This window comes from Mycobacterium sp. WUMAC-067, assembly GCF_020217485.1.
Classification (GTDB): Bacteria; Actinomycetota; Actinomycetes; order Mycobacteriales; family Mycobacteriaceae; genus Mycobacterium.
Genome location: NZ_JAEKMI010000012.1, coordinates 51,987 through 72,797, shown reverse-complemented (window position 1 = coordinate 72,797; position 20,811 = coordinate 51,987). Strand labels below are relative to the sequence as shown.

Below are 20,811 nucleotides of genomic sequence, written 5' to 3'. Positions count from 1 at the left end.
GTTCAGGATACGTGCCGCCACGCGTGCACCGCGCCGTCGACGAGCCGGGCGCGATCGGCGGCGTCCAGCCACTGCACGCGGTGGTCGCGGCGAAACCAGGACCGCTGCCGTCGCACGTAGCGTCGGGTGCCCACGAACGTCTGCTCCCGGGCCTCGCGGAGTCGATCCGGACCGCCGCCGGCATCGAGGGCCGCGATCACCTGCGCGTAGCCCAGGGCCCGCGAGGCGGTGACCCCGTCGCGCAGGCCGCGCTCGAGCAGCGCGGTCACCTCGCCGACCAGGCCGTGGTCGAACATCGCGTCGGTCCGCTTGGCCAGCTGATCATCGAGAATCGTTGTGTCACAATCCAACCCGATGATGGCCGTGTCCCACCTGGGTGCGCCGATCCGCGGCGCGGAGGCGGCGAACGGCTGTCCGGTCAGCTCCACCACTTCCAGGGCCCGCACCGTGCGCCGGGCGTCGGTGGGCAGGATCGATGCGGCCGCGGCGGGGTCGCGACGGGCCAGCTCGGCGTGCAGCTCGCCGACCCCGACCTCGGCCAGCCGCCGCTCCCAGCGGGCCCGCACCGCGGGATCGGTGGCGGGAAACGACCAGTCGTCGAGCAACGACTGGATGTAGAGCATCGAGCCGCCGACGATGATGGGCACCACGCCGCCGGCCGCGATCGCTTCGATGTCCGCGGCGGCGGCGCGCTGATAGCGGGCGACGGTCGCGGTCTCGGTGACGTCGAGGACGTCGAGCTGATGGTGCGGAATGCCGCGGCGCGCCTCGACGGGCAGCTTGGCGGTGCCGATGTCCATGCCGCGATAGAACTGCATCGCGTCGGCGTTCACGATCTCCGCGCCCAGCCGCTCGGCGATGTCGAGGGCCAGCTGCGACTTGCCGGTTCCGGTGGGGCCGATGATCGCCAGTGGTCGCACGGCCACCGTCACAGCTGCCAGGCGCCGGCGAAGTAGCCCACCCCGTAGGGCGCCCCCCGATAGAGCTCCTTGGCCGATCGCGGCCCCGGCTCGGACAGGCCGGCCAGCACCTGAAAGGCGACCCGCCCCAGGATCTGGTGCGGCAGGCGGATCAGCTCCGTGATGTCGCCGCCGGCCAGCGCGTCGTCCAGGGCGTCTTGCGCGGCGGCGTTGTCCGGGTCGTGTCCGCCGGGGGCGGCCGGGGTGAGGGTGTTGGCGCCGTCGGCGACGACCAGCACCCCGATCGGCTCGGGCAGCCGCTCGATCTCGGCCCGCAGTTCGCGGCCGCGGCTCAGCGCGGTATCGACGTCGTGGTCGTCGCGGTAGACGCGCACCTGGGCGCTGGCCTGCGGCTGCGCCTGGCCGCGCACCCAGCCACCCAGCAACGCGCACACCGGGAGCGCCACCGGCTCGGGCTCATCGCCGTTCTGCGGGGACAGCCGGACGCGCACGTCCACCCCGAAACCCGCGAACGTGCCCGCGGCGTCGGGACCGAATTCCTCGTTGGCGGGGCCCGTCCCGATGATCACCCAGCGTTCGGGCAGCATGGCGGCAGCGGCGATCGTCGCCGCGACCAGGTCGGCCATCTCGGCGGCGGCCGCCCCGGCGAGTTCGGGAACAAGCACCGGCGCCGACGGAACGATGGCAATGGCGCTCAGCACGCCACCAAACTAACGTGACCGAGCCGGCGGGCCAGAGTCAGTGGCGATCGCAAGCGCGGCGGAGCCGGGCGCAGCGGGTCGCCACCGTCAGGCCAGTGGCGATCGCAAGCGCGGCGGAGCCGGGCGCAGCGGGTCGCCACCGTCAGGCCAGTGGCGATCGCAAGCGCGGCGGAGCCGGGCGCAGCGGGTCGCCACCGTCAGGCCAGTGGCGATCGCCAGTCAGCAGCGTGAGCCGTCAGCGACAACCAGACACTCACCGTAGGGGCCGAGGCCATCCTCGGCGGATGCGTCCCGCGTTCGGACTTTTCGCGGCGCGCCCCCGCCGGGTTCGGTCCCGCCGACGGCGGCGGCCTCGCCGCGGGCCAACGCGATCGTCGCGATGATCACCACCGACACGGCGGCGATCAGCACGAACGCCTCGGGCCCGCTGGCGTTCAGCGTCTCACCCAACACGAGCACCCCGAGCAACCCCGCGACGACGGGCTTTGCCACCGTCATCGTCGGCAGCGACGCGGTCAGCGAGCCGGCGCGGAAAGCCGATTGCTGGAAGATCATCCCGGCCAGCGCCACCAACAGCCAGGGCACGAACTCCGGCGACGTCAGAACGCGCACGACGCCGCGCTCGGACATCTCGACGATGCCCTTGGTCAGCACCGCGAACAGCGCCAACGAGGAGCCGGCCACGACGGCGAGCAGCACGGGCGCGAACGGGCTACCGGACCAGATTCGTGCCGCCACCACGCAGGCCACCAGCAGCGGGACCATGATCAGGGCCACGATGACCCAGGTCTGCAGCGGGGCGCGCTGGTGACCGGACGCCGGGTCGCCGACGATGATGACCACCGCCAGCGCCGCGGCCAGGATCATCGCCCACATCCACTCCCGTGGCTTGACGCGATGGTGGGCGAGCCGCGCGTAGATGGGCAGCGCGAACAGCAGCGCGGTCACCTGCAGGGCGGTCACCAGGACCACCGAGCCCCATGCCAGGGCGGCGGCCTGCAGGCTGTAATTCGTGACCGCGGCCATGCCGCCGATCCACCATCGCGTGTCGCGCAGCGACATGCGGAACAGTTCGAGGTGCCCAACCTGCTTGTCGGTGATTTCGTGTGCGGAGCGCTGACGGATCACGTCGCCGATCGCCGATGCCAGCGCCGCGCACAGGGCAATCAACGCAGCGACATCAACTTTCGACATATTTCCCGACCCCCCAAGCGCACGACCGTCCGACCCAGCTTTCCCCGGGGCGCAAGCAAATACACGCACATTTCGCGTTCAGTTCAGATACAAATCTATGACGTTTCACACGTCCGGCCCGCGCCGCGGGCGACCTTTCGATTATTACTTCACCAATCTATGTGACCGCTTGGATAACTCTAAGAGAACGTCACAGGTAGTGCCGCGCGGGGCCGCCGCCCGGAATACCAAGGTGGCGGCGCGTGGCGGCGCAAGCTGCTTGAATACTGTTAGGCACCTGCTGGGAAAACCCGGATGGGTCGTCCGCAGATGCAGAAGACGGTGCCGCTACGCGCGGCAGGCGCGCGGCACACCAACCGCGCGGAAGGTTGCGAAAGGGTAGTGACGAGGGCATGACGGCTGACCAGCCTCGCGACGATTCAGCCCGGCCGGTGCCGCGTCCGGGGCCGCGCCCCGGTCCCCGGCCGGTGAGCTCGGGGTCGCGCCCGGCCGCTCACCCGGTGGTGGTGCCGCCCCCGCGCAGCGATCCGCACCAGTTCGGGCGCGTGGACGACGACGGCACGGTGTGGTTGATCAGCGCGGCCGGAGAGCGGGTCGTCGGCTCCTGGCAGGCCGGTGACCGCGAGGCCGCGTTCGCCCACTTCGGTCGGCGGTTCGACGACCTCGCCACCGAGGTCACGCTGATGGAGGAGCGGCTGGCCTCGGGGACCGGGGACGCGCGCAAGATCAAGGCGCACGCGTCCGAGCTGGCCGAGACGCTGCCGACGGCCGCGGTGCTGGGCGATATCGATGCCCTGGCCGCCCGGTTGACCGGCATCGCCGAACACGCCGAGGCGACCGTCGCCGCGGAACGCTCCCGACGCGAGGAGCATCGGGCCGCCCAGACCGCCCGCAAGGAGGCGCTGGCCGCCGAGGCCGAGGAGTTGTCCGCCACCTCGACGCAGTGGAAGGCCGCCGGCGATCGGCTGCGCGCGATCCTCGACGAGTGGAAGACGATCAGCGGCCTGGACCGCAAGGTGGACGACGCGTTGTGGAAGCGCTATTCCGCGGCCCGGGAGGCCTTCAACCGGCGGCGGGGAGCCCATTTCGCCGAGTTGGACCGGGAGCGTTCGGGAATTCGCCAGGCCAAGGAGCGGCTGTGCGAGCGTGCCGAGGAGCTGTCCGATTCGACCGACTGGACGGCGACCAGTGCGGAGTTCCGCAAGTTGCTCACCGAATGGAAAGCGGCCGGACGGGCGACCCGGGAGGTCGACGACGCCCTGTGGCGGCGCTTCAAGGCCGCCCAGGACGTGTTTTTCACCGCCCGCAACGCGGTGACCGCGGAAAAGGACGCGGAGTTCCGCGCCAACGCGGCGGCCAAGGAGGCGCTGCTGGCGGAGGCCGAGAAGCTGGACACCAGCAACCACGACGCCGCCCGGGCGGCGCTGCGCTCGATCGCCGAGAAGTGGGATGCGATCGGCAAGGTCCCGCGGGAGCGCTCCGCCGAGCTGGAGCGGCGGCTGCGCGCGGTCGAGAAGAAGGTGCGCGACGCCGGCGAGGCGGATTGGTCGGATCCCCAGGCGCAGGCCCGGGCCGAGCAATTCCAGGCCCGCGCCGAGCAATACGAGCAACAGGCGCAGAAGGCCGCGGCGGCGGGACGGACCAAAGAAGCCGAAGAGGCCAAGGCCAACGCCGAACAGTGGCGGCAGTGGGCGCAGGCGGCCGTCGAGGCCCTGAGCCGCAAGTCCTAACGGCCGCCGCCGGATCCCGTACTGCTTTCGGGATCGTCGGGCCGGCCCGTGGCGCCTGGGCGGTCGCGGTCATCCAGCAGCGAGGTCGACTGCTGCTGCGCGGCGAGGCGGCGGCGCTGCTCCTCGGCGGCGAGCTGCACGATGGTCCGCGACCACACCACGCGGGCCCAGTGGTAGATGAGCAGCAGCACGGTGATCCAGGCGACGATCAGGCCCCACCCCGGCCCCGGGTGCCCCGCGGCCACGGTCTGACGCGACCAGATCGCCAGCATGCCCGCCGCACCCGCGATCGCCGAGCCCGCCAGCGCAACCCAGGCCAGCGCCCAGCGCCGGGTCACCAGCGCCAGCATCGAAAAGCCCACGCCGAACACCAGCGCCAGCCACGCGAACACCCGCGACGGCAGCGCGACCGCGGCCGCCCCGGCGCCGTGGCTGCCGAACAGCACGTCCCAGCCGCGCACGTCGCCGGTGTGCGGCAGGATGAACGATCCCAGCAGCACGAACACCAGGATCGACACGAAGAAACCCCGTGGGCCGGGATCGAACCCGCGCGCCACCCGCCGTTCGGCGGCCTCGATCTCGGTCCGCAGCGCGCCGAGCTGTGGGTCTTCTTCTTTCATCGTGCACATCCCAGGGGTTCGGCCGGGCCGGCGGGCGGCCCGACGGCGGGCATGCCGAGACCGATGCCGCGCGGGCGCCGCCCGGTGGCGTGCGCGTCACCCGCCCGGGTGCGGCGATGGGTCAGGATGCCCGCATCGGCGATGAGGTGGTGGGGCGCGGCCCCGGTGATCACGGTGGTGACGATGTCGCCGGGCCGCGGCCGGGTGTCGACGGCTTGGTCGCCGGATTGGTCGACGGCTTGGTCGACGGCAAAGTGCACGAGCCGGCCGTCGCGGGCCCGCCCGCTCATCCGCGCGGTCGCGGTGTCCTTGCGCCCCTCGCCGGTGGCGACGAGCAGCTCGACCGTCTGCCCGACCAGGGCCTGGTTGCCCTGCAGCGAGATCTCCTCCTGCAGCGCGACCAGCCGCTCATAGCGTTCCTGCACAACGGCTTTCGGTATCTGCCCGTCGAGGTCGGCGGCGGGGGTGCCGGGTCGCTTGGAGTACTGGAAGGTGAACGCGGCCGAGAACCGGGCCGCGCGCACGACGTCCAGCGTGGCCGCGAAGTCCTCCTCGGTCTCACCGGGAAATCCGACGATCAGATCGGTGGTGATGGCGGCGTGCGGCATGGCCGCCCGGACGCGGTCGATGATGCCGAGGTAGCGCTCTGCGCGGTAGGAACGGCGCATCGCGCGCAGCACCCGGTCGGATCCGGATTGCAGCGGCATGTGCAGGGCGGGGCACACATTCGGCGTCTGCGCCATGGCCTCGATGACGTCGTCGGTGAATTCGGCCGGGTGCGGCGAGGTGAACCGCACCCGCTCCAGGCCGTCGATGTCGCCGCAGGCCCGCAGCAGGCGGGCGAAGGCGCCGCGGTCGCGGGGCAGCGCGGGATCGGCGAAGGACACCCCGTAGGCGTTGACGTTCTGGCCCAGCAGCGTGACCTCGAGCACGCCGTCGTCCACCAGCGAGGCGACCTCGGCCAGGATGTCGTCGGGGCTGCGGTCGACCTCTTTGCCCCGCAGCGACGGCACGATGCAGAACGTGCAGCTGTTGTTGCATCCGACCGAGATGGAAACCCAAGCGGCGTAAGCGGATTCGCGTGCGCTGGGCAGCGACGACGGGAACTCCTGCAGCGCCTCGGCGATTTCGACCTGGGCGACCTTGTTGTGCCGGGCCCGCTCCAGCAGGGTGGGTAGCGATCCGATGTTGTGGGTGCCGAAGATGACGTCGACCCACGGCGCCTTGCGCAGCAACGCGTCCCGGTCCTTTTGCGCCAGGCAGCCCCCGACCGCGATCTGCATCTCGGGATCTTCGCGCTTGCGCGGTGCCAGGTGGCTGAGGTTGCCGTACAACTTGTTGTCGGCGTTTTCGCGGACCGCGCAGGTGTTGAAAACCACCACGTCGGCGTCGGCGCCCTCGGCCGCCCGCTGATATCCGGCCGCTTCCAGTAGGCCCGCCAACCGCTCGGAATCGTGGACGTTCATCTGGCAGCCGTAGGTGCGGACCTGGTAGGTGCGCACCGTTGCGGCGTCTCGCGCCACGGCCTCTCGCACCATCGAAGTCACGGGGCCATGGTACGGCGGCCGGTCGGCACGCGAGAAACCGCACGTCACCGGGCTAGACGCGGCGGCGCTCCCGCTCGGCGGCCAGCTCGGCGAACACCACCTCGCACGCGAGGTTCTGGCTGTAGCCACGGCGCGCCAGCATCCCCACCAGCCGGCGCGTCACCCGCGCGTCATCGTCGGCCAGCGTCTCGCGACGCAGCTTGGCCCGGACCAGCTGCTCGGCCCGGTCCCGCTCGGCACCGGCGTCGATGCCGGCCAGCACGGTGGTGATCACGTCATTGTCGACGCCCTTGGTGTGCAACTCGGCGGCCAAGGCGCGCTTGCTTTTTCCGGCGTGCGCGCGACGGGACCGCACCCACTGCTGAGCGAAGTCGGTGTCATCGATCAGGCCGACGGAGGCCAACCGGTCGAGCACCCGCTCGCTGACGTCGTCGGGATAGCCGCGCTTGGCCAGCCGGCCGTGCAGCTCGGCCCGGGTGCGCGCTCTCGCGGTGAGCAGGCGCAGGCACAACACCCGCGCCTGCTCTTCGCGGGAGGGCTCAGAAGTCGACGGGTGCGGGGAGGACATCACCGGAGGGGTCATCGGTCATGACCGCGCCAATGCCAAGCTTTTCCTTGATCTTCTTCTCGATCTCGTTGGCCACGTCGTCGTTCTCCATCAAGAAGGTACGAGCGTTCTCCTTGCCCTGGCCGAGCTGCTCGCCCTCATAGGTGAACCAGGAGCCGGACTTACGGATGAAGCCGTGCTCCACACCCATATCGATCAGCGAGCCTTCCCGGCTGATCCCCTGGCCGTAGAGGATGTCGAACTCGGCCTGCTTGAAGGGCGGTGCCACCTTGTTCTTGACGATCTTGACCCGGGTGCGGTTACCGACCGCGTTGGTGCCGTCCTTGAGCGTCTCGATCCGGCGCACGTCCATGCGCACCGACGCGTAGAACTTCAACGCCTTTCCACCCGTGGTGGTTTCGGGGCTGCCGAACATCACCCCGATCTTCTCGCGGAGCTGGTTGATGAAGATCGCGGTGGTGCCCGAATTGTTCAGCGCGCCAGTCATTTTCCGCAGCGCCTGGCTCATCAGCCGGGCCTGCAGACCGACGTGGCTGTCCCCCATCTCGCCTTCGAGCTCGGCGCGCGGCACCAGCGCGGCCACCGAGTCGATGACCAGGATGTCCAGAGCGCCGGAGCGGATCAGCATGTCGGCGATCTCGAGGGCCTGCTCCCCCGTATCCGGCTGGCTGACCAGCAGGGAATCGGTGTCCACGCCGAGTTTCTTGGCGTACTCCGGGTCCAGGGCGTGCTCGGCGTCGATGAAGGCCGCGACGCCGCCGGCGGCCTGGGCGTTGGCCACGGCGTGCAGGGCGACGGTGGTCTTACCCGAGGATTCCGGGCCGTAGATCTCCACGACCCGCCCGCGGGGCAGGCCGCCGATGCCCAGGGCCACGTCCAGTGCGATGGATCCGGTCGGGATGGTCGAGATCGGCTGACGCGTCTCGTCGCCGAGACGCATCACCGAGCCTTTGCCGTAGCTCTTTTCGATCTGGGCCATCGCCAGTTCGAGAGCCTTTTCGCGATCGGGGGCTTGCGCCATGGTGCCTCTCCTATAGTCGGTGTTCGTCTGACCGGTATCGGTCGGTTGGCGGTGACACTAGAGAAGGCCACCGACAAGTTGACTGGCGAACGCTCACCACACTAGCCGAACAGGTGTTCGATTCAAGCCTGACACGCCGGTCGTGTGGCAACATCGGCTACCGAAAGGCGTCGACGGGGCTTCCGGGCGGACTTCCTCAAGAGGCGGGCGCGACGCGATGGACATCTCCACCGAGCTGGCCGAAACGGCTTCCTACGGAGGCTTTTTCGCCCTGACCGTCGGGGGCGACGCGGCGGGATGGCATCCGGTCAAGCAGTCCTATGCCGACGGCTGCGCCGACCTGGTCGACGCCACCGTCCGGCGCTACGGCTCCACCGACTCGCGGATCGGCGCCTCACTGGTTCATCTCGGCCACGCCACCCGGCTGTGGTCGCCGGTGCTCGCGTGCGCGATCGGCCACGGCGTCCTGCCCGACCTCGACGACCTGCAGCGCGCCGACGACGGCGCACAGCTGCGACTGCCCAAACCCCTCGGGAAACCCATCACCTCGCCCGCACCGGACGCGCTGTATCGCGTCGTGGTGAGCGAGCACATGCGCCCGCTCGCCGCCGGCCTGCGGGTCAAGCTGGCGCCCGCCCTGCTCGCGGGCAACATCGCCTCCGCGCTGGTGGGGGCCGCGCGGGCGCTGCTTTCGGCGCGGTCCGACATGCGCGGCGCGATCATCGAGACGACCCGCTCCCTGTTGGACACCGGCGTGCTGGCCGGATCCGGTGTCCTCGCCGGCCCGCAGCTGGGCTTCCGGCGCCGCAGCTGCTGCCTGTTCTATCGCCTGCCCGGGGGCTCCCTGTGCGGCGACTGCGCGCTTCAGCGGACGCCACGGTAGGACCGGGCGTCGTTTGGTGCCGCCGCGCCGGGGTATGCGGCCAGCCATGGCCTCACCCGCAGCGCAATCCCTGCGCGCCCTCGCGCTGATCTGCTCGTTGAAGAAGAGCCCCGCGCCGTCCAGCAGCGAGCTGCTCGCCGATCAGTTGCTCGATGCGCTGCGCGGCGCGGGCGTCGAGGGCGAGAAGGTGCGGTGCGTGGACCTGGCGCTGCTGCCCGGTGTCGAGGCGGACATGGGGCCGGGCGACGAGTGGCCGGCGCTGCTGACCAAGGTCAAGGCGGCGGACATCGTCATCGTGTCGACGCCCACCTGGGTCGGGCACATGTCCAGCGTCGCGCAGCGCGTCCTGGAGCGCCTCGATGCCGAGCTGTCCGACACCGACGACGCGGGACGGCCGGCGATGGTGGGCAAGGTGGCGCTGGCGGGGGTCGTCGGCAACGAGGACGGCGCGCACAAGATCGTGGCCGACCTCTTTCAGGCGCTCAACGACATCGGGTTCTCGATCCCCGCGCAGGGCTGCACCTACTGGAACGGCGAGGCCATGCAGGGCACGGACTACACCGACCTCGACGACGTCCCCGAGGCAGTCGCGTCCGCCACCGGCAACGCGGCCCGCAACGCCATCCACCTGGCCGCCGTGCTGCGCCAAAACCCTTATCCGGCATACGAATAACGCGCGCGGATCACCACTGCTCGTGGGGCACGTCGAAGTCGACGCACAATGCCCGCCAGACGTCGCGGGGCTCGATCCCCTCCTCGATGGCCTGGGCGGCCGTCCGCCCGTCGAAACCCGTCAGCACGTGATCGACCAAGACCGATGACCCGTAGGTGGTACCGAAGCGCAGCACCACCCGCTCGTGAAACTCCGTTAGCCGCACGCCAGTGAACATACCCAGCGGGCATGGATCGGACACCCGGGCGCGAACGCCGTCACCGCCAGCTCGCCGGCAGGTCGATGATGTGATTCGGGCAGTCCTCCTGGGCCGCGAGGGACATGGTGTCGCGGGCGCGCTGCGCCGACATCGTGGCGCGCAACTGCATGAAGGCGTATTCGGCGGGCCCGAGCCCCTGCTCGGCGGCGGCCGGATCGTCCATCAACCGGCAGGCCTGCTGCTCCTCGGGGCTGTCGGCGCGTGCGACACCCGCCCCGAATACCGAGCCGGCCATCAGGGCGCCGGCCGTGACTGCCGCGATCATCCTCATTGCATGCCTCCCGCCGAAGCATAAGGAGCATAAGGGGATGCGCGGCGGGTCATCCGGCCACCGCCAGCGCGTCGTGGCACACCCGGACCGGGTCGGCGACCTCGGCGATGCCGGCGGCGGCTCGTTGCGCCGCGGCCCGGTAGCGGGGCGACGCCAGCACCTCGTTGACCGCGGCCACCAGCGCGTCGGCGGTCAGCGGCCGAACCAGCCGCGCGCTGCCCTGGCGGACCATCCGGTTGGCGATCTCCCACTGGTCGCCGCCGCCGGGCACCGCGACCAGCGGCACGCCCGCCAGCAGCGTCTTGGCCACCATTCCGTGCCCGCCGCCGCAGATCACCACGTCGGCGTGCGTCAGCAATTCGGCCTGGCTGCCGAGCCCGACGACCGCCCACGGCGGCACCGTCAGCTCCGCTCCGCCGAGCCGCGAGACCACCACCCGCGCCCCCGCCGGCAGCGTGTCCCCCGGTATCAGGCGGGCCAGCGCCACCTCGGCCAGGCCTTCGGTGCCGGTCAGCGCGGTCGACGGCGCGACCACCACCACGGGCCCGGACCCCGCCGGGATTTCCAGCGCCCGGTCGGTCGGCTCGAAGTGCAACGGGCCCACCAGCACCGCCTCCGGCGGCCAATCCGGGCGGGGCACCTCGCAGGCGGGCAGCGTGGCGATCAGCCGTCGTAGCGGCCCGGGGTCGTCGGCCGGCAGCCCGATCTCGGTGCGCACCGCCGCGCGTTGCCGCAGACCGGCCCGCCAGGAACGCGCGGTGAGCGCGCGCATCGCCGCGTCGCGCAGCCGGCCCCGGATCCCGGTTCCCGGCGCCAGCCCGCTGCCGATCGGCGGCAGGCCCTTCGACGGCAGATACAGCGGATGCGGATTGAGTTCGATCCACGGGATACCCAACAGCTCGGCGGCCATACCGCCGCCCGCGGTGATGACGTCGGAGACCACCAGGTCGGGCGCCAGGTCGCGCAGCGCGGGCACATTGAGCACGGCCATCCGCGCGGCGCGCCGGTGGATCCTGGCCCCGGCGTCGACGTCGTCGTCGGTGGCCACCAGGCCGTCCAGCGCGACGGCGTCGATGCCGGCGCCGCGGGCGGTGTCGATCCATTCGGCGCCGGTGAACAGCGTGGGCTCGTCGCCCGCCTCGGCGAAGCGCCGGCACAGCGCGATCGCCGGGAACGAATGCCCGGGATCCGGCCCGGCGACCACGGCGACACGCATCGGCCTTACCCTGCCACAGCGCCCGGCCGCCGCACTCGCCTACGCTGGCAAGATGACCGAGCTGACTGGGACAACCGTGGCGAACACCCGCACGGTCGAGGGATTCCTGAACGCGCTGCAGGACGCCGATTACGAGGCCGCCGACGCGGCGCTGGCCGACGACCTCGTCTACGAAAACGTCGGCCTGCCCACCATCCATGGCCGCGCCAGGGCCATGAAGCTGTTTCGCCAGATGGAGGGCCGCGCCGCCTTCGAGGTGAAGATCCACCGCATCGCGGCCGACGGCGGCGCGGTGCTCACCGAACGCACCGACGCGCTGATCTTCGGACCCCTGCGGCTGCAGTTCTGGGTGTGCGGCGTGTTCGAGGTCCACAACGGGCGAATCACGTTGTGGCGGGACTACTTCGACTTCTTCGACATGCTCAAGGCCACCGCGCGCGGCCTGGCGGCGCTGGTGCTGCCGTCGCTGAGAGCGTCGTTCTGAGCGCGGGGACGCGATGACCAAAAGGGACGCCAACCGCACGCGGCCGAATTTCGTGCAGTTCGTCCGCTATTGCTGCGGTGGCCGGCTGCCGGACTCGATGCGCGACTGGGTGCGCAACGACCTGGCCGGCAAGGGTGCGAGCGCGCGGATGATGCGCCGCGTGGCGGTGCCGGCGGTGGTGGTGCTGGCCCCGTTCTGGTTGATCCCGACGACGCTCGACGTGCATCTAAGCATGACGCTGCCGATTCTCATTCCGTTCGTGTACTTTTCGCACGCGCTCAACAAGGTGTGGCGCCGGCACATGCTGGCTGTGCACGATCTGGATCCCGAATTGGTCGACGAGCTGGCCCGCAAGCGCGACGCCCGCATGCATCAGTCGTACATCGAGCGCTACGGCCCGCGCCCGGAAGACTAGCCCGACGGTGGCGACCCGCTTCGCCCGGCTCCGCCGCGCTCGCGATCGCCACTAGCCCCACGGTGGCGACCCGCTTCGCCCGGCTCCGCCGCGCTCGCGATCGCCACTAGCTCGCGCCGCGCAGTCCGCCGAGTTCGTCGAACGCCTGCGCCCAACCGACCAGGCGGTCCGTGGCCCCTGCCAGCTCGGCGCGGTACCGCTGCGACCCGGCGAGCCCGTCACCATTGGCCGAAGACACCAATTGCGCTGCGGCGGTGACCATTTCGTTGTATTGACGAACGCCGGCGCTCAGTTGCGCGGTGAACGCGTTGATGGTCGGCACCAGATACGACCGCGACTCTTCGCTGGCCTGCGCCGCCCGCTCCATCGACACCACCTGCGCGGCGGTGGACGCCATGGCCGCGGAGGTTTTGGTGGCGGCCGCGGTCAGGTCGCGGATCTCGGCCGTCGGCAACATCGCGCCCCGCTCCAGCACGGCCACCAGCGAGAAGAACCCGCGTTCGGAGGCGCCCAGCGCGTACATCGCGGGACGCGCCGCCGAACCCGGCGGCGGCAGCCGGCGCGCGTTCGTGGTCCGGGGCACCGGCAGCGGCTCGGACCGCAGCCAGCGGTAGCGCAGCAGCAACAGGGTGGCCGGGATGGCCATGACGACCGCGACGCCGCCGGTGATCTCCAGCAGCAACGCGAACCATCCCCAGGCGGCGAGCAGCATCGTCACCACCGCCCAGAACAGGCACCCCGCCCCGAATATCAGGCCCCACCGCAGTGCGCGGCGGCGGCGACGCAGCTGCCGCGCGCGTGGATCCGCGGCCGCGCTGATCTTGCGGGCCACCAGGTCGGAAAGGTCGGCGGCGGTGGCCAATCCGCGGTGCAGCAACGCGCGCAACAGGCCGGGGCGCGGCGCGTTCACCGCCATGACACCGGGCTACTGACCAAGTGGCTTCTCGCTGACCGCGCCGCCGGCGCTCTCCGCGGGCGCGGGGGTGGCGGGAGTGGACCCCGCCGCGGGCGTGCCCCCGGTCGGCAGCGCCTCGCCGCGCATGGACGCGCGGATCTGCTCGAGCCGGGAATGGCCGGCCATCTGCACGCCGGCCTGTTCGACCTCGAGCATCCGGCCCTGGACCGAGCCCTGCGCCAGCTCGGCGGCCCCGATCGCGTTGGCGTACCGGCGCTCGATCTTGTCGCGCACCTCGTCGAGGCTGGGGACGTTGCCCGGGGCGGCCAGATCGCTCATCGACTGCAGTGAGGCGCTGACCTGTTCCTGCATCTTGGCCTGCTCGAGCTGGCTGAGCAGTTTGGTGCGCTCGGCGATCTTCTGCTGCAGCACCATGGCGTTCTGTTCGACCGCCTTCTTGGCTTGCCCGGCCGCGTTCAGCGCCTGATCGTGCAGGGTCTTGAGGTCTTCGACGCTTTGCTCGGCGGTGACCAGCTGGGCGGCGAACGCCTCGGCGGCGTTGTTGTATTCGGTGGCCTTGGCGGCGTCCCCGGCGGCGGTGGCCTGGTCGGCCAGAGTGAGGGCCTGACGCACGTTGACCTGGAGTTTTTCCACGTCGGCCAGCTGACGGTTGAGCCGCATCTCGAGTTGGCGCTGGTTGCCGATGACCTGCGCGGCCTGCTGCGTCAGCGCCTGGTGCGTGCGTTGCGCTTCCTCGATGGCCTGCTGGATCTGGACCTTGGGGTCTGCGTGCTCGTCGATCTTCGCGTTGAATAGCGCCGTGAGGTACTTCCACGCCTTGACGAACGGATTGGCCATGAGTTAGCTCCACCTTCGCTTCTTGAGGGGCCGGATGGTTCCGGATCGACCCTGACGGGCCCTGCGCCTGACGCTCAATTTAATGGGTTGGTGCCGATCGCCCCACCCCTTGGGCGGGATCGGTCCACGGGCGCTCAGGCCAGCGCCAGCGATGCCACCGGCGGAATGACGACCTTGGTGCTGACGTCGATGCTGGTGCCCGTGGCCGCTTCGGCGGGCGCGCCGACGGCGGCGCGCTCGTGGGCCCTTTCCTGGCCGGCCATCCGTTCACCGGCGTCGGTGAGAACCGACGACAACGGGACGTCCAGCGCGTCGCAGATCGCGTTGAGCAACTCGCTCGACGGCTCCTTGCGGCCGCGTTCCACCTCGGACAAATAGCCGAGGCTCACCCGCGCCGAATCGGACACCTCACGCAGCGTCCGGCCCTGTGTCGTGCGGGTCTCGCGCAGCACGTCGCCGATGACCTCGCGCACCAATGGCGGCATCCCGCCCTCCTTCGTCCAGTCGGCCCTGCGCGGCACGTACTCAGCTTGCCTCCGGCAGGTGCTCATTAAGGTGAACGCCGCCGGCGGTGGTCTGGTTCCCGCTCGGCGCCCCGGAATCAACCGTTCGTGCGGCGCACTTCCCGGACGGTCGACACCACGTAGTCGATCCCGGTGATCACCGTCAGCACGATCGCCGCGCCCATCACCACGGCCGCGGCCACCCGGAACGGTCCCGGCGTTCCTGCCCAAGGCAGGACGAACAATCCGATGGCCAACACCTGCACGACGGTCTTGAGCTTGCCGCCCCAGCTGGCCGGGATGACTCCGCGGCGGATCACGGCCAGCCGCAGCACGGTGACCCCGAATTCGCGAACCAGGATCACCACGGTGACCCACCACGGCAGCTCGCCGAGCATCGACAGCCCGATCAGCGCCGATCCCACCAGCGTCTTGTCGGCGATCGGGTCGACGAACGCGCCGAATTCGGTTGCCATGCCGTAGTTGCGGGCGAGCAGCCCGTCCAGCCGATCGGTGATGCAGGCCACCGCGAAGATGAGGAAGGCCACCACCCGCAAGCCGGCCTGCTGGCCGTCGCCGGCGAACAGGGCGAGCAGGAAGACGGGGACCAGCACCAGCCGCAGCAGCGTCAGCGTATTGGCGAGATTGGCGATATTCGCGCGGCCTACCACCGGACCCGTCTGCGGCTGCCCCGACACCGCAACAGAATAACGGTTGACCAGCGCGGCCGTCCCGGATGCCGATACTGTTAGCCGTGAGCAGAAGTCCACAGGGCTACCGGCCGCTGGTTCGGCGAGCGCGAACGCCCGATGTTCCCGCCATCAAGCAACTGGTCGACACGTACGCGGGAAAGATCCTGCTCGAAAAGAACCTCGTGACGCTCTACGAGTCCGTTCAGGAGTTCTGGGTGGCCGAGCATGAGGGCCGCGTGGTCGGTTGCGGGGCGCTGCACGTGCTGTGGGCCGACCTCGGCGAGGTGCGGACCGTCGCGGTCAACCCGGCGATGACCGGCCACGGCATCGGCCACGCGATCGTCGACCGGCTGCTGGAAGTCGCCCGCGAGTTGGCGCTCAAGCGGCTGTTCGTGTTGACGTTCGAGACCGACTTCTTCGCGCGGCACGGGTTCACCGAGATCGAGGGCACGCCGGTCACCGCCGAGGTGTTCGAGGAGATGTGCCGCTCCTACGACATCGGTGTGGCCGAGTTCTTGGACCTGAGCTACGTCAAGCCGAACATCCTGGGCAACTCCCGGATGCTGCTGGTGCTGTAACACCGCGAGCAGACGAAGAATCGCACTGCGCGGGCCGCCCGCGTGCGATTCTGCGTCTGCTCGCGCTAGTCGGTGTCGGGGTCGCCGCCGTCGGCGTCGGCGCCGCCCCGGATCAACGCCAGCGTTCCGGCCAGCTCGTCGGGCTTGATCAGCACCTCACGCGCCTTGGACCCCTCGGAGGGCCCGACGATGCCGCGGGTCTCCATCAGGTCCATCAGCCGGCCGGCCTTGGCGAAGCCGACGCGCAGCTTGCGCTGCAGCATCGAGGTGGAGCCGAACTGGCTGGACACCACCAGCTCGACGGCCTGCAGGAAGACGTCCATGTCGTCGCCGATGTCCGGGTCGACGTCCGTGCGTTCCCCGGTGGGCTTGGCGTTGGTGACGCCCTCGGTGTACTCGGGTTCGGCCTGGTCCTTGCAGGCGGTGACGACGGCCTGGATCTCCTCGTCGGTGATGAACGCGCCCTGCAACCGGATCGGCTTGCCCGCCCCCATCGGCAGGAACAGGCCGTCGCCCATGCCGATCAGCTTCTCCGCGCCGGCCTGGTCCAGGATCACCCGTGAATCGGTGAGCGACGACGTGGCGAACGCCAGCCGCGACGGCACGTTGGTCTTGATCAGCCCGGTGACCACGTCCACCGACGGGCGTTGGGTGGCCAGCACCAGGTGAATGCCTGCGGCGCGGGCCTTTTGGGTGATCCGCACGATGGCGTCCTCGACGTCGCGGGGCGCGGTCATCATCAGGTCGGCCAGCTCGTCGACGATCGCCACCACGTACGGGTAGGGCCGGTACTCGCGCTGGCTGCCCAGCGGCGCGGTGATGGCCCCGGAGCGCACCTTCTCGTTGAAGTCGTCGATGTGGCGCACCCGGGAGGCCTGCATGTCCTGGTAGCGCTGCTCCATCTCCTCGACCAGCCACGCCAGCGCGGCCGCCGCCTTCTTGGGCTGCGTGATGATCGGGGTGATCAGATGCGGAATGCCCTCGTACGGCGTGAGTTCCACCATCTTCGGGTCGATCAGGATCATCCTGACCTCTTCCGGGGTGGCCCGGGCCAGCAGCGAGATCAGCATCGAGTTGACGAAGCTGGACTTACCGGATCCGGTGGAGCCGGCGACCAGCAGGTGCGGCATCTTGGCCAGGTTGGCCGAGATGAAGTCGCCCTCGATGTCCTTGCCCAGCCCGATCACCAGCGGGTGGTGGTCGCGCCGCGTCGACGGCGCGGTGAGCACGTCGGCCAGCCGCACCATTTCCCGATCGGTGTTGGGCACCTCGATGCCCACGGCGGACTTGCCGGGAATCGGGGCCAGCATGCGCACGCTCTCGGTGGCCACCGCGTAGGCGATGTTCTTCTGCAGCGCGGTGATCTTCTCGACCTTGACGCCCGGGCCCAGCTCGACCTCGTAGCGGGTGACGGTCGGCCCGCGGGTGCAGCCGGTCACCGCCGCGTCCACCTTGAACTGGGTCAGCACCTCGGTGATGGCGTCGGCCATGACGTTGTTGGCGGCGCTGCGCTTCTTGGGCGGGTCCCCGGCCACCAGCAGGCTCAGCGACGGCAGCGTGTAGGGCCCCTCAACGACGCGGTCCAGCTCGATGGTGTCCTGCTTGCCCGATCGTCCGCGCTTGCGGCCCCGCGTCGCGCGGGGTTCTGCGCCGGGTTGTACGGCCGGTTCGGGGACCGTGGGGATGTCGTCCTGCAGCGCGGCCTGGGCGTCGTCGTCCGGCGACCATGGCGCCGGCTGGTCGTCCGGCTCCGGGGATGCGTCCTCGTAGTAATCGTCGTGCGCGGGTTCGGCGTCGTCCTCGTCGAACTCGTCGGCGTAGTCGTACGGCTCGTCGCCGTAGACCTCGTCGACGAACCGGGTGTGGAACAGGTTGCGCATCACCACGGGCAGCTCCCGGATGGTGGTGCCCGTCAACAGCAACAGGCCGAACATGAAGCCGATGAACAGCAGCGGCGCGGCGATCCAGGGGGTGAGCCCGTCCGAGAGCGGCCCGCCGATGGCGAAGCCGATGAATCCCGCCGCGCGCCGGCGCGGTTCCGGATCGCCCGGCGAGCCCGACCACAGGTGACGCAGGCCCAGCACCGACAGGGTGATCAGGCTGGCGCCGAGGATCAGCCTGGGGCGCACGTCGGGGTTGGGCTCGGTCCGCATCAGGGTCACCCCCACCGCGGCGGTGACGACGGGCAGCGCCAGTACGCCGGCGCCGATGAAGGTCCGCAGGACGGTGTCGACCCACGCACCGACCGGCCCGGCGGCGTGGAACCACGAGCTCGCGGCGACCACCACGGAAAAGCCCAGTAAAAGCAGGGCGATGCCGTCGCGGCGGTGGCCGGGGTCGATGTCGCGGGCCCGCCCGATCGACCGGGCGGCGCCCCCCGTCCCGCGCGCGGCCATCAGCCAGGTGGCGCGCAGGGCGCGGCCGCAGGTCAGCCCGATTCCGACGAGTGGCGAGTGATTCCGGCGCCGGACGGGCCTGCTGGGCTTCCTGCGGGGCGCCGCTGGTCGCGCGCCGCGGGACCCGCCGGCGCGCGAAGGGGCCTTTGACCTGCTCGTTCGGCTTCCGGAGCGGGCGGCGGTCTTACTGGGCATGACGGCAAGGGTAGTCGCATCGACATCATCTACACCACCCGCCACACTGGTAACGGTTCGGCTTGTGCGGCATGTGGCGGATCGGGTCCCCGGGGGCGTGAGTAGGGTGACATTTCGGTGACAGAAGTCGTGCTCGTCACCCAAACTCGGAGCGCCCAGGAGGCCATCAATGCCCGTTGTCGTCGTCGCCACCATGACCGTCAAACCGGAATCGGTCGACACCGTTCGCGACATCCTCACCCGCGCGGTCGAAGAGGTGCACGACGAGCCGGGCTGTCAGCTGTATTCGCTGCATCATTCGGGCGAGACCTTCGTCTTCATCGAGCAATGGGCCGACGAGGAGGCGCTCAAGGCGCACAGCACCGCCCCGGCGATCGGCAAGATGTTCAGCGCGGCCGGGGAACACCTCGACGGCGCCCCCGACATCAAGATGTTGCAGACGATCTCGGCGGGCGATCCGGCCAAGGGACAGTTGCGTCCCTGATGGCCCCGTCGGCCGAAGGCCCGCTGAAAGGGAAGGTCGCCTTCATCACCGGCGCCGCGCGCGGCCAGGGGCGCGCGCACGCCGTGCGACTGGCCGCCGACGGCGCCGACATCATCGCCGTCGATCTGTGCGACCAGATCGCCAGCGTCCCCTACTCGCTGGCCACGCCGGAGGACCTGGCGGCCACCGTGAAGCTCGTGGAGGACACGGGCGCGCGCATCGTGGCCTCCCGTGGCGACGTCCGCGACCGCGAATCCCTGTCGGCGGCACTGCAAGCGGGTCTCGACGCGTTCGGCCGCCTCGACATCGTGGTGGCCAACGCGGGGATCGCTCCCATGCAATCCGGTGACGACGGCTGGCACGACGTCATCGACGTCAACCTCACCGGCGTGTACCACACGATCAAGGTCGCGATACCCACCATGGTCAAGCAGGGCACCGGCGGCTCGATCGTGTTGATCAGCTCCAGCGCCGGGCTGGCCGGCGTCGGCAGCCCGGACGCCGGTTCGGTGGGCTACGCCGCCGCCAAGCACGGGGTCGTCGGGTTGATGCGGGTCTACGCGAATCTGCTTGCCGGGCAGATGATTCGGGTCAACTCGATTCATCCCTCCGGTGTCGAGACGCCGATGATCAACAACGAGTTCACCCGGGAATGGCTGGCGAAGATGGCCGCCGCGACGGACACGCCGGGCGCCATGGGCAACGCCATGCCGGTGGAGGTGCTCGACGCCGAGGACATCGCCAACGCGGTGGCCTGGCTGGTGTCCGATCAGGCCCGCTACATCACGGGGGTCACCTTGCCGGTCGACGCGGGCTTTTTGAACAAGTAGGGGCCATGGCGCGAAATCCGGTAGCCCAGACGGCGTTCGGCCCCATGGTGTTGGCGGCCGTCGAGCAAAACGAGCCGCCCGGGCGCCGCCTGGTGGACGACGATTTCGCCGAGTTGTTCCTGCCCCGCCCGCTGCGGTGGCTGGTCGGCGCGACGCGGTACGCGCCGGTTCGCCGCCTGATGATCCGCGGCTCGGAGTTCACCGGCCCGGGGCTGTGGGCGAATCTGGCCTGCCGCAAGCGTTTTATCGCCGACAAGCTCGCCGAGTCGCTCGACGACATCGACGCCGTCGTCATCCTGGGGGCGGGGCTGGACACCCGCGCCTATCTGCTGACGCGGCGGGTCCGCATTCCGGTGTTCGAGGTCGACCTGCCGGTCAACATCGCCCGCAAGTTCAAGACGGTCCGCCGGGTGCTCGGTGAGCCGCCGCTGTCGGTGCGGTTGGTGGCGTTGAACCTCGAGCACGACGACCTGCTCACCGCGCTCGCCGAGCACGGCTATCGCACCGACTACCGGGTCTTCTTCATCTGCGAGGGCGTCACGCAATACCTGACCGAAGCGACCGTCCGCCGCACGCTGGAGGGGCTGCGCGCGGCGGCGCCCGGCAGCCGATTGGTGTTCACCTACGTCCGTAAGGATTTCATCGACGGCACGAACCTGTATGGCACCCGCACGCTGTACCGCAACGTCCGCCAGCGCCGGCAGCTGTGGCATTTCGGCTTGCAGCCCGACGACGTCGCCGCGTTCGTCGGCGAGTACGGCTGGCGGCTGGTGGAGCAGGCCGGGCCCGACGAACTCGCGCAGCGTTATGTCGCGCCCACCGGGCGCAAACTCAAGGCGTCGCAACTGGAGTGGTCGGCCTACGCGGAGAAGATCTAA

General features: G+C 70.2%; 24 protein-coding genes. 9 read left to right on the top strand and 15 right to left on the bottom strand.

The window, feature by feature from the left end; translation table 11 throughout:
- Window positions 1-2: 2 nt before the first annotated feature.
- The 3 genes from miaA to JF781_RS10945 all read right to left on the bottom strand — a co-directional run bounded on the left by miaA (window position 3) and on the right by JF781_RS10945 (window position 2,815).
- Window positions 3-920, bottom strand: a complete 918-nt coding sequence (gene miaA, locus JF781_RS10960) for a tRNA (adenosine(37)-N6)-dimethylallyltransferase MiaA (RefSeq protein WP_225327708.1) — start codon at window positions 918-920, stop codon at window positions 3-5.
- Window positions 921-928: 8 nt separating this feature from the next.
- Window positions 929-1,621: a hypothetical protein gene (locus JF781_RS10955; protein WP_225327664.1), complete on the bottom strand. Its 693-nt coding sequence runs from the start codon at window positions 1,619-1,621 to the stop codon at window positions 929-931.
- Between the two features lie 219 nt (window positions 1,622-1,840).
- Window positions 1,841-2,815, bottom strand: a complete 975-nt coding sequence (locus tag JF781_RS10945; protein ID WP_225327663.1) for a DMT family transporter — start codon at window positions 2,813-2,815, stop codon at window positions 1,841-1,843.
- Window positions 2,816-3,207: 392 nt separating this feature from the next.
- On the opposite strand from JF781_RS10945, the gene JF781_RS10940 reads away from it, so the two are divergent.
- Complete coding sequence (locus JF781_RS10940; protein ID WP_225327662.1) at window positions 3,208-4,545, top strand: DUF349 domain-containing protein; 1,338 nt, start codon at window positions 3,208-3,210, stop codon at window positions 4,543-4,545.
- On the opposite strand, the gene JF781_RS10935 is transcribed toward JF781_RS10940, so the two are convergent.
- The 4 genes from JF781_RS10935 to recA all read right to left on the bottom strand — a co-directional run bounded on the left by JF781_RS10935 (window position 4,542) and on the right by recA (window position 8,301).
- Complete coding sequence (locus JF781_RS10935) at window positions 4,542-5,174, bottom strand: hypothetical protein (protein ID WP_225327661.1); 633 nt, start codon at window positions 5,172-5,174, stop codon at window positions 4,542-4,544. The two genes, JF781_RS10940 and JF781_RS10935, sit on opposite strands and share 4 nt — an antisense overlap.
- Window positions 5,162-6,703, bottom strand: coding sequence for a tRNA (N6-isopentenyl adenosine(37)-C2)-methylthiotransferase MiaB (gene miaB, locus JF781_RS10930; RefSeq protein WP_225327707.1), 1,542 nt, complete (start codon window positions 6,701-6,703; stop codon window positions 5,162-5,164). The genes JF781_RS10935 and miaB overlap by 13 nt, the downstream gene beginning before the upstream one ends.
- 61 nt (window positions 6,704-6,764) lie before the next feature.
- Window positions 6,765-7,280 carry a recombination regulator RecX gene (gene recX, locus JF781_RS10925; protein ID WP_225327706.1) on the bottom strand — a complete coding sequence of 172 codons (516 nt, stop codon included), beginning with the start codon at window positions 7,278-7,280 and terminating at the stop codon, window positions 6,765-6,767.
- The gene (gene recA / locus JF781_RS10920; protein WP_225327660.1) at window positions 7,252-8,301 is read right to left on the bottom strand and encodes a recombinase RecA; all 1,050 of its coding nucleotides are present in this window, start codon (window positions 8,299-8,301) and stop codon (window positions 7,252-7,254) included. Before recA ends, recX begins: the two co-directional genes overlap by 29 nt.
- A gap of 217 nt (window positions 8,302-8,518) precedes the next feature.
- On the opposite strand from recA, the gene JF781_RS10915 reads away from it, so the two are divergent.
- Both JF781_RS10915 and JF781_RS10910 read left to right on the top strand, forming a co-directional pair.
- Window positions 8,519-9,184, top strand: a complete 666-nt coding sequence (locus JF781_RS10915) for a (2Fe-2S)-binding protein (protein WP_225327659.1) — start codon at window positions 8,519-8,521, stop codon at window positions 9,182-9,184.
- A gap of 34 nt (window positions 9,185-9,218) precedes the next feature.
- On the top strand, window positions 9,219-9,857 hold the full coding sequence (locus tag JF781_RS10910; protein ID WP_374109691.1) for a flavodoxin family protein: 639 nt from the start codon (window positions 9,219-9,221) through the stop codon (window positions 9,855-9,857).
- A gap of 10 nt (window positions 9,858-9,867) precedes the next feature.
- On the opposite strand, the gene JF781_RS10905 is transcribed toward JF781_RS10910, so the two are convergent.
- From JF781_RS10905 to JF781_RS10895, 3 genes are read right to left on the bottom strand one after another with little or no spacing between them, the layout of a single operon-like run.
- Complete coding sequence (locus tag JF781_RS10905; RefSeq protein WP_163710178.1) at window positions 9,868-10,074, bottom strand: DUF3046 domain-containing protein; 207 nt, start codon at window positions 10,072-10,074, stop codon at window positions 9,868-9,870.
- A 40-nt stretch (window positions 10,075-10,114) separates the two neighbouring features.
- Complete coding sequence (locus JF781_RS10900; protein WP_225327657.1) at window positions 10,115-10,387, bottom strand: hypothetical protein; 273 nt, start codon at window positions 10,385-10,387, stop codon at window positions 10,115-10,117.
- A gap of 49 nt (window positions 10,388-10,436) precedes the next feature.
- Window positions 10,437-11,603, bottom strand: a complete 1,167-nt coding sequence (locus JF781_RS10895) for a glycosyltransferase (protein ID WP_225327656.1) — start codon at window positions 11,601-11,603, stop codon at window positions 10,437-10,439.
- 52 nt (window positions 11,604-11,655) lie between these two features.
- On the opposite strand from JF781_RS10895, the gene JF781_RS10890 reads away from it, so the two are divergent.
- A complete protein-coding gene (locus JF781_RS10890; protein WP_225327655.1) occupies window positions 11,656-12,087 on the top strand; it encodes a limonene-1,2-epoxide hydrolase family protein in 432 nt (143 codons plus the stop codon).
- Window positions 12,088-12,100: 13 nt separating this feature from the next.
- Window positions 12,101-12,502 carry a DUF5313 domain-containing protein gene (locus JF781_RS10885; protein ID WP_225327654.1) on the top strand — a complete coding sequence of 134 codons (402 nt, stop codon included), beginning with the start codon at window positions 12,101-12,103 and terminating at the stop codon, window positions 12,500-12,502.
- 106 nt (window positions 12,503-12,608) lie between these two features.
- Here JF781_RS10885 and JF781_RS10875 read toward each other — a convergent pair whose 3' ends face one another.
- The 4 genes from JF781_RS10875 to pgsA all read right to left on the bottom strand — a co-directional run bounded on the left by JF781_RS10875 (window position 12,609) and on the right by pgsA (window position 15,456).
- Window positions 12,609-13,418 carry a hypothetical protein gene (locus tag JF781_RS10875; RefSeq protein ID WP_225327653.1) on the bottom strand — a complete coding sequence of 270 codons (810 nt, stop codon included), beginning with the start codon at window positions 13,416-13,418 and terminating at the stop codon, window positions 12,609-12,611.
- A 9-nt stretch (window positions 13,419-13,427) separates the two neighbouring features.
- Window positions 13,428-14,255 (bottom strand): phage shock protein PspA, encoded by an 828-nt coding sequence (gene pspA / locus JF781_RS10870; RefSeq protein ID WP_225327652.1) that lies wholly within the window; start codon window positions 14,253-14,255, stop codon window positions 13,428-13,430.
- 134 nt (window positions 14,256-14,389) lie between these two features.
- Window positions 14,390-14,740 carry a transcriptional regulator ClgR gene (gene clgR / locus JF781_RS10865; protein ID WP_225327705.1) on the bottom strand — a complete coding sequence of 117 codons (351 nt, stop codon included), beginning with the start codon at window positions 14,738-14,740 and terminating at the stop codon, window positions 14,390-14,392.
- Between the two features lie 116 nt (window positions 14,741-14,856).
- The gene (pgsA, locus tag JF781_RS10860) at window positions 14,857-15,456 is read right to left on the bottom strand and encodes a CDP-diacylglycerol--glycerol-3-phosphate 3-phosphatidyltransferase (protein ID WP_225327651.1); all 600 of its coding nucleotides are present in this window, start codon (window positions 15,454-15,456) and stop codon (window positions 14,857-14,859) included.
- A 38-nt stretch (window positions 15,457-15,494) separates the two neighbouring features.
- On the opposite strand from pgsA, the gene JF781_RS10855 reads away from it, so the two are divergent.
- The gene (locus JF781_RS10855; protein ID WP_255641640.1) at window positions 15,495-16,028 is read left to right on the top strand and encodes an amino-acid N-acetyltransferase; all 534 of its coding nucleotides are present in this window, start codon (window positions 15,495-15,497) and stop codon (window positions 16,026-16,028) included.
- A 65-nt stretch (window positions 16,029-16,093) separates the two neighbouring features.
- Here JF781_RS10855 and JF781_RS10850 read toward each other — a convergent pair whose 3' ends face one another.
- Window positions 16,094-18,619: a DNA translocase FtsK gene (locus JF781_RS10850; protein ID WP_225327649.1), complete on the bottom strand. Its 2,526-nt coding sequence runs from the start codon at window positions 18,617-18,619 to the stop codon at window positions 16,094-16,096.
- Window positions 18,620-18,788: 169 nt separating this feature from the next.
- Between JF781_RS10850 and JF781_RS10845 the strand changes: the two genes are divergently transcribed.
- Genes JF781_RS10845 through JF781_RS10835 form a run of 3 tightly spaced genes read left to right on the top strand, consistent with a single transcriptional unit; the run spans window position 18,789 to window position 20,811 of the window.
- Window positions 18,789-19,103, top strand: a complete 315-nt coding sequence (locus tag JF781_RS10845) for a putative quinol monooxygenase (protein WP_008258613.1) — start codon at window positions 18,789-18,791, stop codon at window positions 19,101-19,103.
- Window positions 19,103-19,933, top strand: a complete 831-nt coding sequence (locus JF781_RS10840) for a mycofactocin-coupled SDR family oxidoreductase (protein WP_225327648.1) — start codon at window positions 19,103-19,105, stop codon at window positions 19,931-19,933. Before JF781_RS10845 ends, JF781_RS10840 begins: the two co-directional genes overlap by 1 nt.
- Window positions 19,934-19,938: 5 nt before the next feature.
- A complete protein-coding gene (locus JF781_RS10835; RefSeq protein WP_225327647.1) occupies window positions 19,939-20,811 on the top strand; it encodes an SAM-dependent methyltransferase in 873 nt (290 codons plus the stop codon).

Excerpts from the sequence above, each read along its gene's own strand:
- JF781_RS10890 (WP_225327655.1), top strand. The coding sequence starts at position 11,656 with ATGACCGAGCTGACTGGGACAACCGTGGCGAACACCCGCACGGTCGAG.
- JF781_RS10835 (WP_225327647.1), top strand. The coding sequence starts at position 19,939 with ATGGCGCGAAATCCGGTAGCCCAGACGGCGTTCGGCCCCATGGTGTTG.
- JF781_RS10935 (WP_225327661.1), bottom strand. The coding sequence starts at position 5,174 with ATGTGCACGATGAAAGAAGAAGACCCACAGCTCGGCGCGCTGCGGACC.
- pspA (WP_225327652.1), bottom strand. The coding sequence starts at position 14,255 with ATGGCCAATCCGTTCGTCAAGGCGTGGAAGTACCTCACGGCGCTATTC.
- miaB (WP_225327707.1), bottom strand. The coding sequence starts at position 6,703 with ATGGTGCGAGAGGCCGTGGCGCGAGACGCCGCAACGGTGCGCACCTAC.
- recX (WP_225327706.1), bottom strand. The coding sequence starts at position 7,280 with ATGTCCTCCCCGCACCCGTCGACTTCTGAGCCCTCCCGCGAAGAGCAG.
- recA (WP_225327660.1), bottom strand. The coding sequence starts at position 8,301 with ATGGCGCAAGCCCCCGATCGCGAAAAGGCTCTCGAACTGGCGATGGCC.
- JF781_RS10910 (WP_374109691.1), top strand. The coding sequence starts at position 9,219 with ATGCGGCCAGCCATGGCCTCACCCGCAGCGCAATCCCTGCGCGCCCTC.
- clgR (WP_225327705.1), bottom strand. The coding sequence starts at position 14,740 with ATGCCGCCATTGGTGCGCGAGGTCATCGGCGACGTGCTGCGCGAGACC.
- JF781_RS10850 (WP_225327649.1), bottom strand. The coding sequence starts at position 18,619 with ATGCCCAGTAAGACCGCCGCCCGCTCCGGAAGCCGAACGAGCAGGTCA.
- JF781_RS10945 (WP_225327663.1), bottom strand. The coding sequence starts at position 2,815 with ATGTCGAAAGTTGATGTCGCTGCGTTGATTGCCCTGTGCGCGGCGCTG.
- JF781_RS10940 (WP_225327662.1), top strand. The coding sequence starts at position 3,208 with ATGACGGCTGACCAGCCTCGCGACGATTCAGCCCGGCCGGTGCCGCGT.
- JF781_RS10905 (WP_163710178.1), bottom strand. The coding sequence starts at position 10,074 with ATGTTCACTGGCGTGCGGCTAACGGAGTTTCACGAGCGGGTGGTGCTG.
- JF781_RS10845 (WP_008258613.1), top strand. The coding sequence starts at position 18,789 with ATGCCCGTTGTCGTCGTCGCCACCATGACCGTCAAACCGGAATCGGTC.
- JF781_RS10900 (WP_225327657.1), bottom strand. The coding sequence starts at position 10,387 with ATGAGGATGATCGCGGCAGTCACGGCCGGCGCCCTGATGGCCGGCTCG.
- JF781_RS10855 (WP_255641640.1), top strand. The coding sequence starts at position 15,495 with ATGCCGATACTGTTAGCCGTGAGCAGAAGTCCACAGGGCTACCGGCCG.
- JF781_RS10915 (WP_225327659.1), top strand. The coding sequence starts at position 8,519 with ATGGACATCTCCACCGAGCTGGCCGAAACGGCTTCCTACGGAGGCTTT.
- JF781_RS10840 (WP_225327648.1), top strand. The coding sequence starts at position 19,103 with ATGGCCCCGTCGGCCGAAGGCCCGCTGAAAGGGAAGGTCGCCTTCATC.
- JF781_RS10885 (WP_225327654.1), top strand. The coding sequence starts at position 12,101 with ATGACCAAAAGGGACGCCAACCGCACGCGGCCGAATTTCGTGCAGTTC.
- JF781_RS10895 (WP_225327656.1), bottom strand. The coding sequence starts at position 11,603 with ATGCGTGTCGCCGTGGTCGCCGGGCCGGATCCCGGGCATTCGTTCCCG.
- JF781_RS10875 (WP_225327653.1), bottom strand. The coding sequence starts at position 13,418 with ATGGCGGTGAACGCGCCGCGCCCCGGCCTGTTGCGCGCGTTGCTGCAC.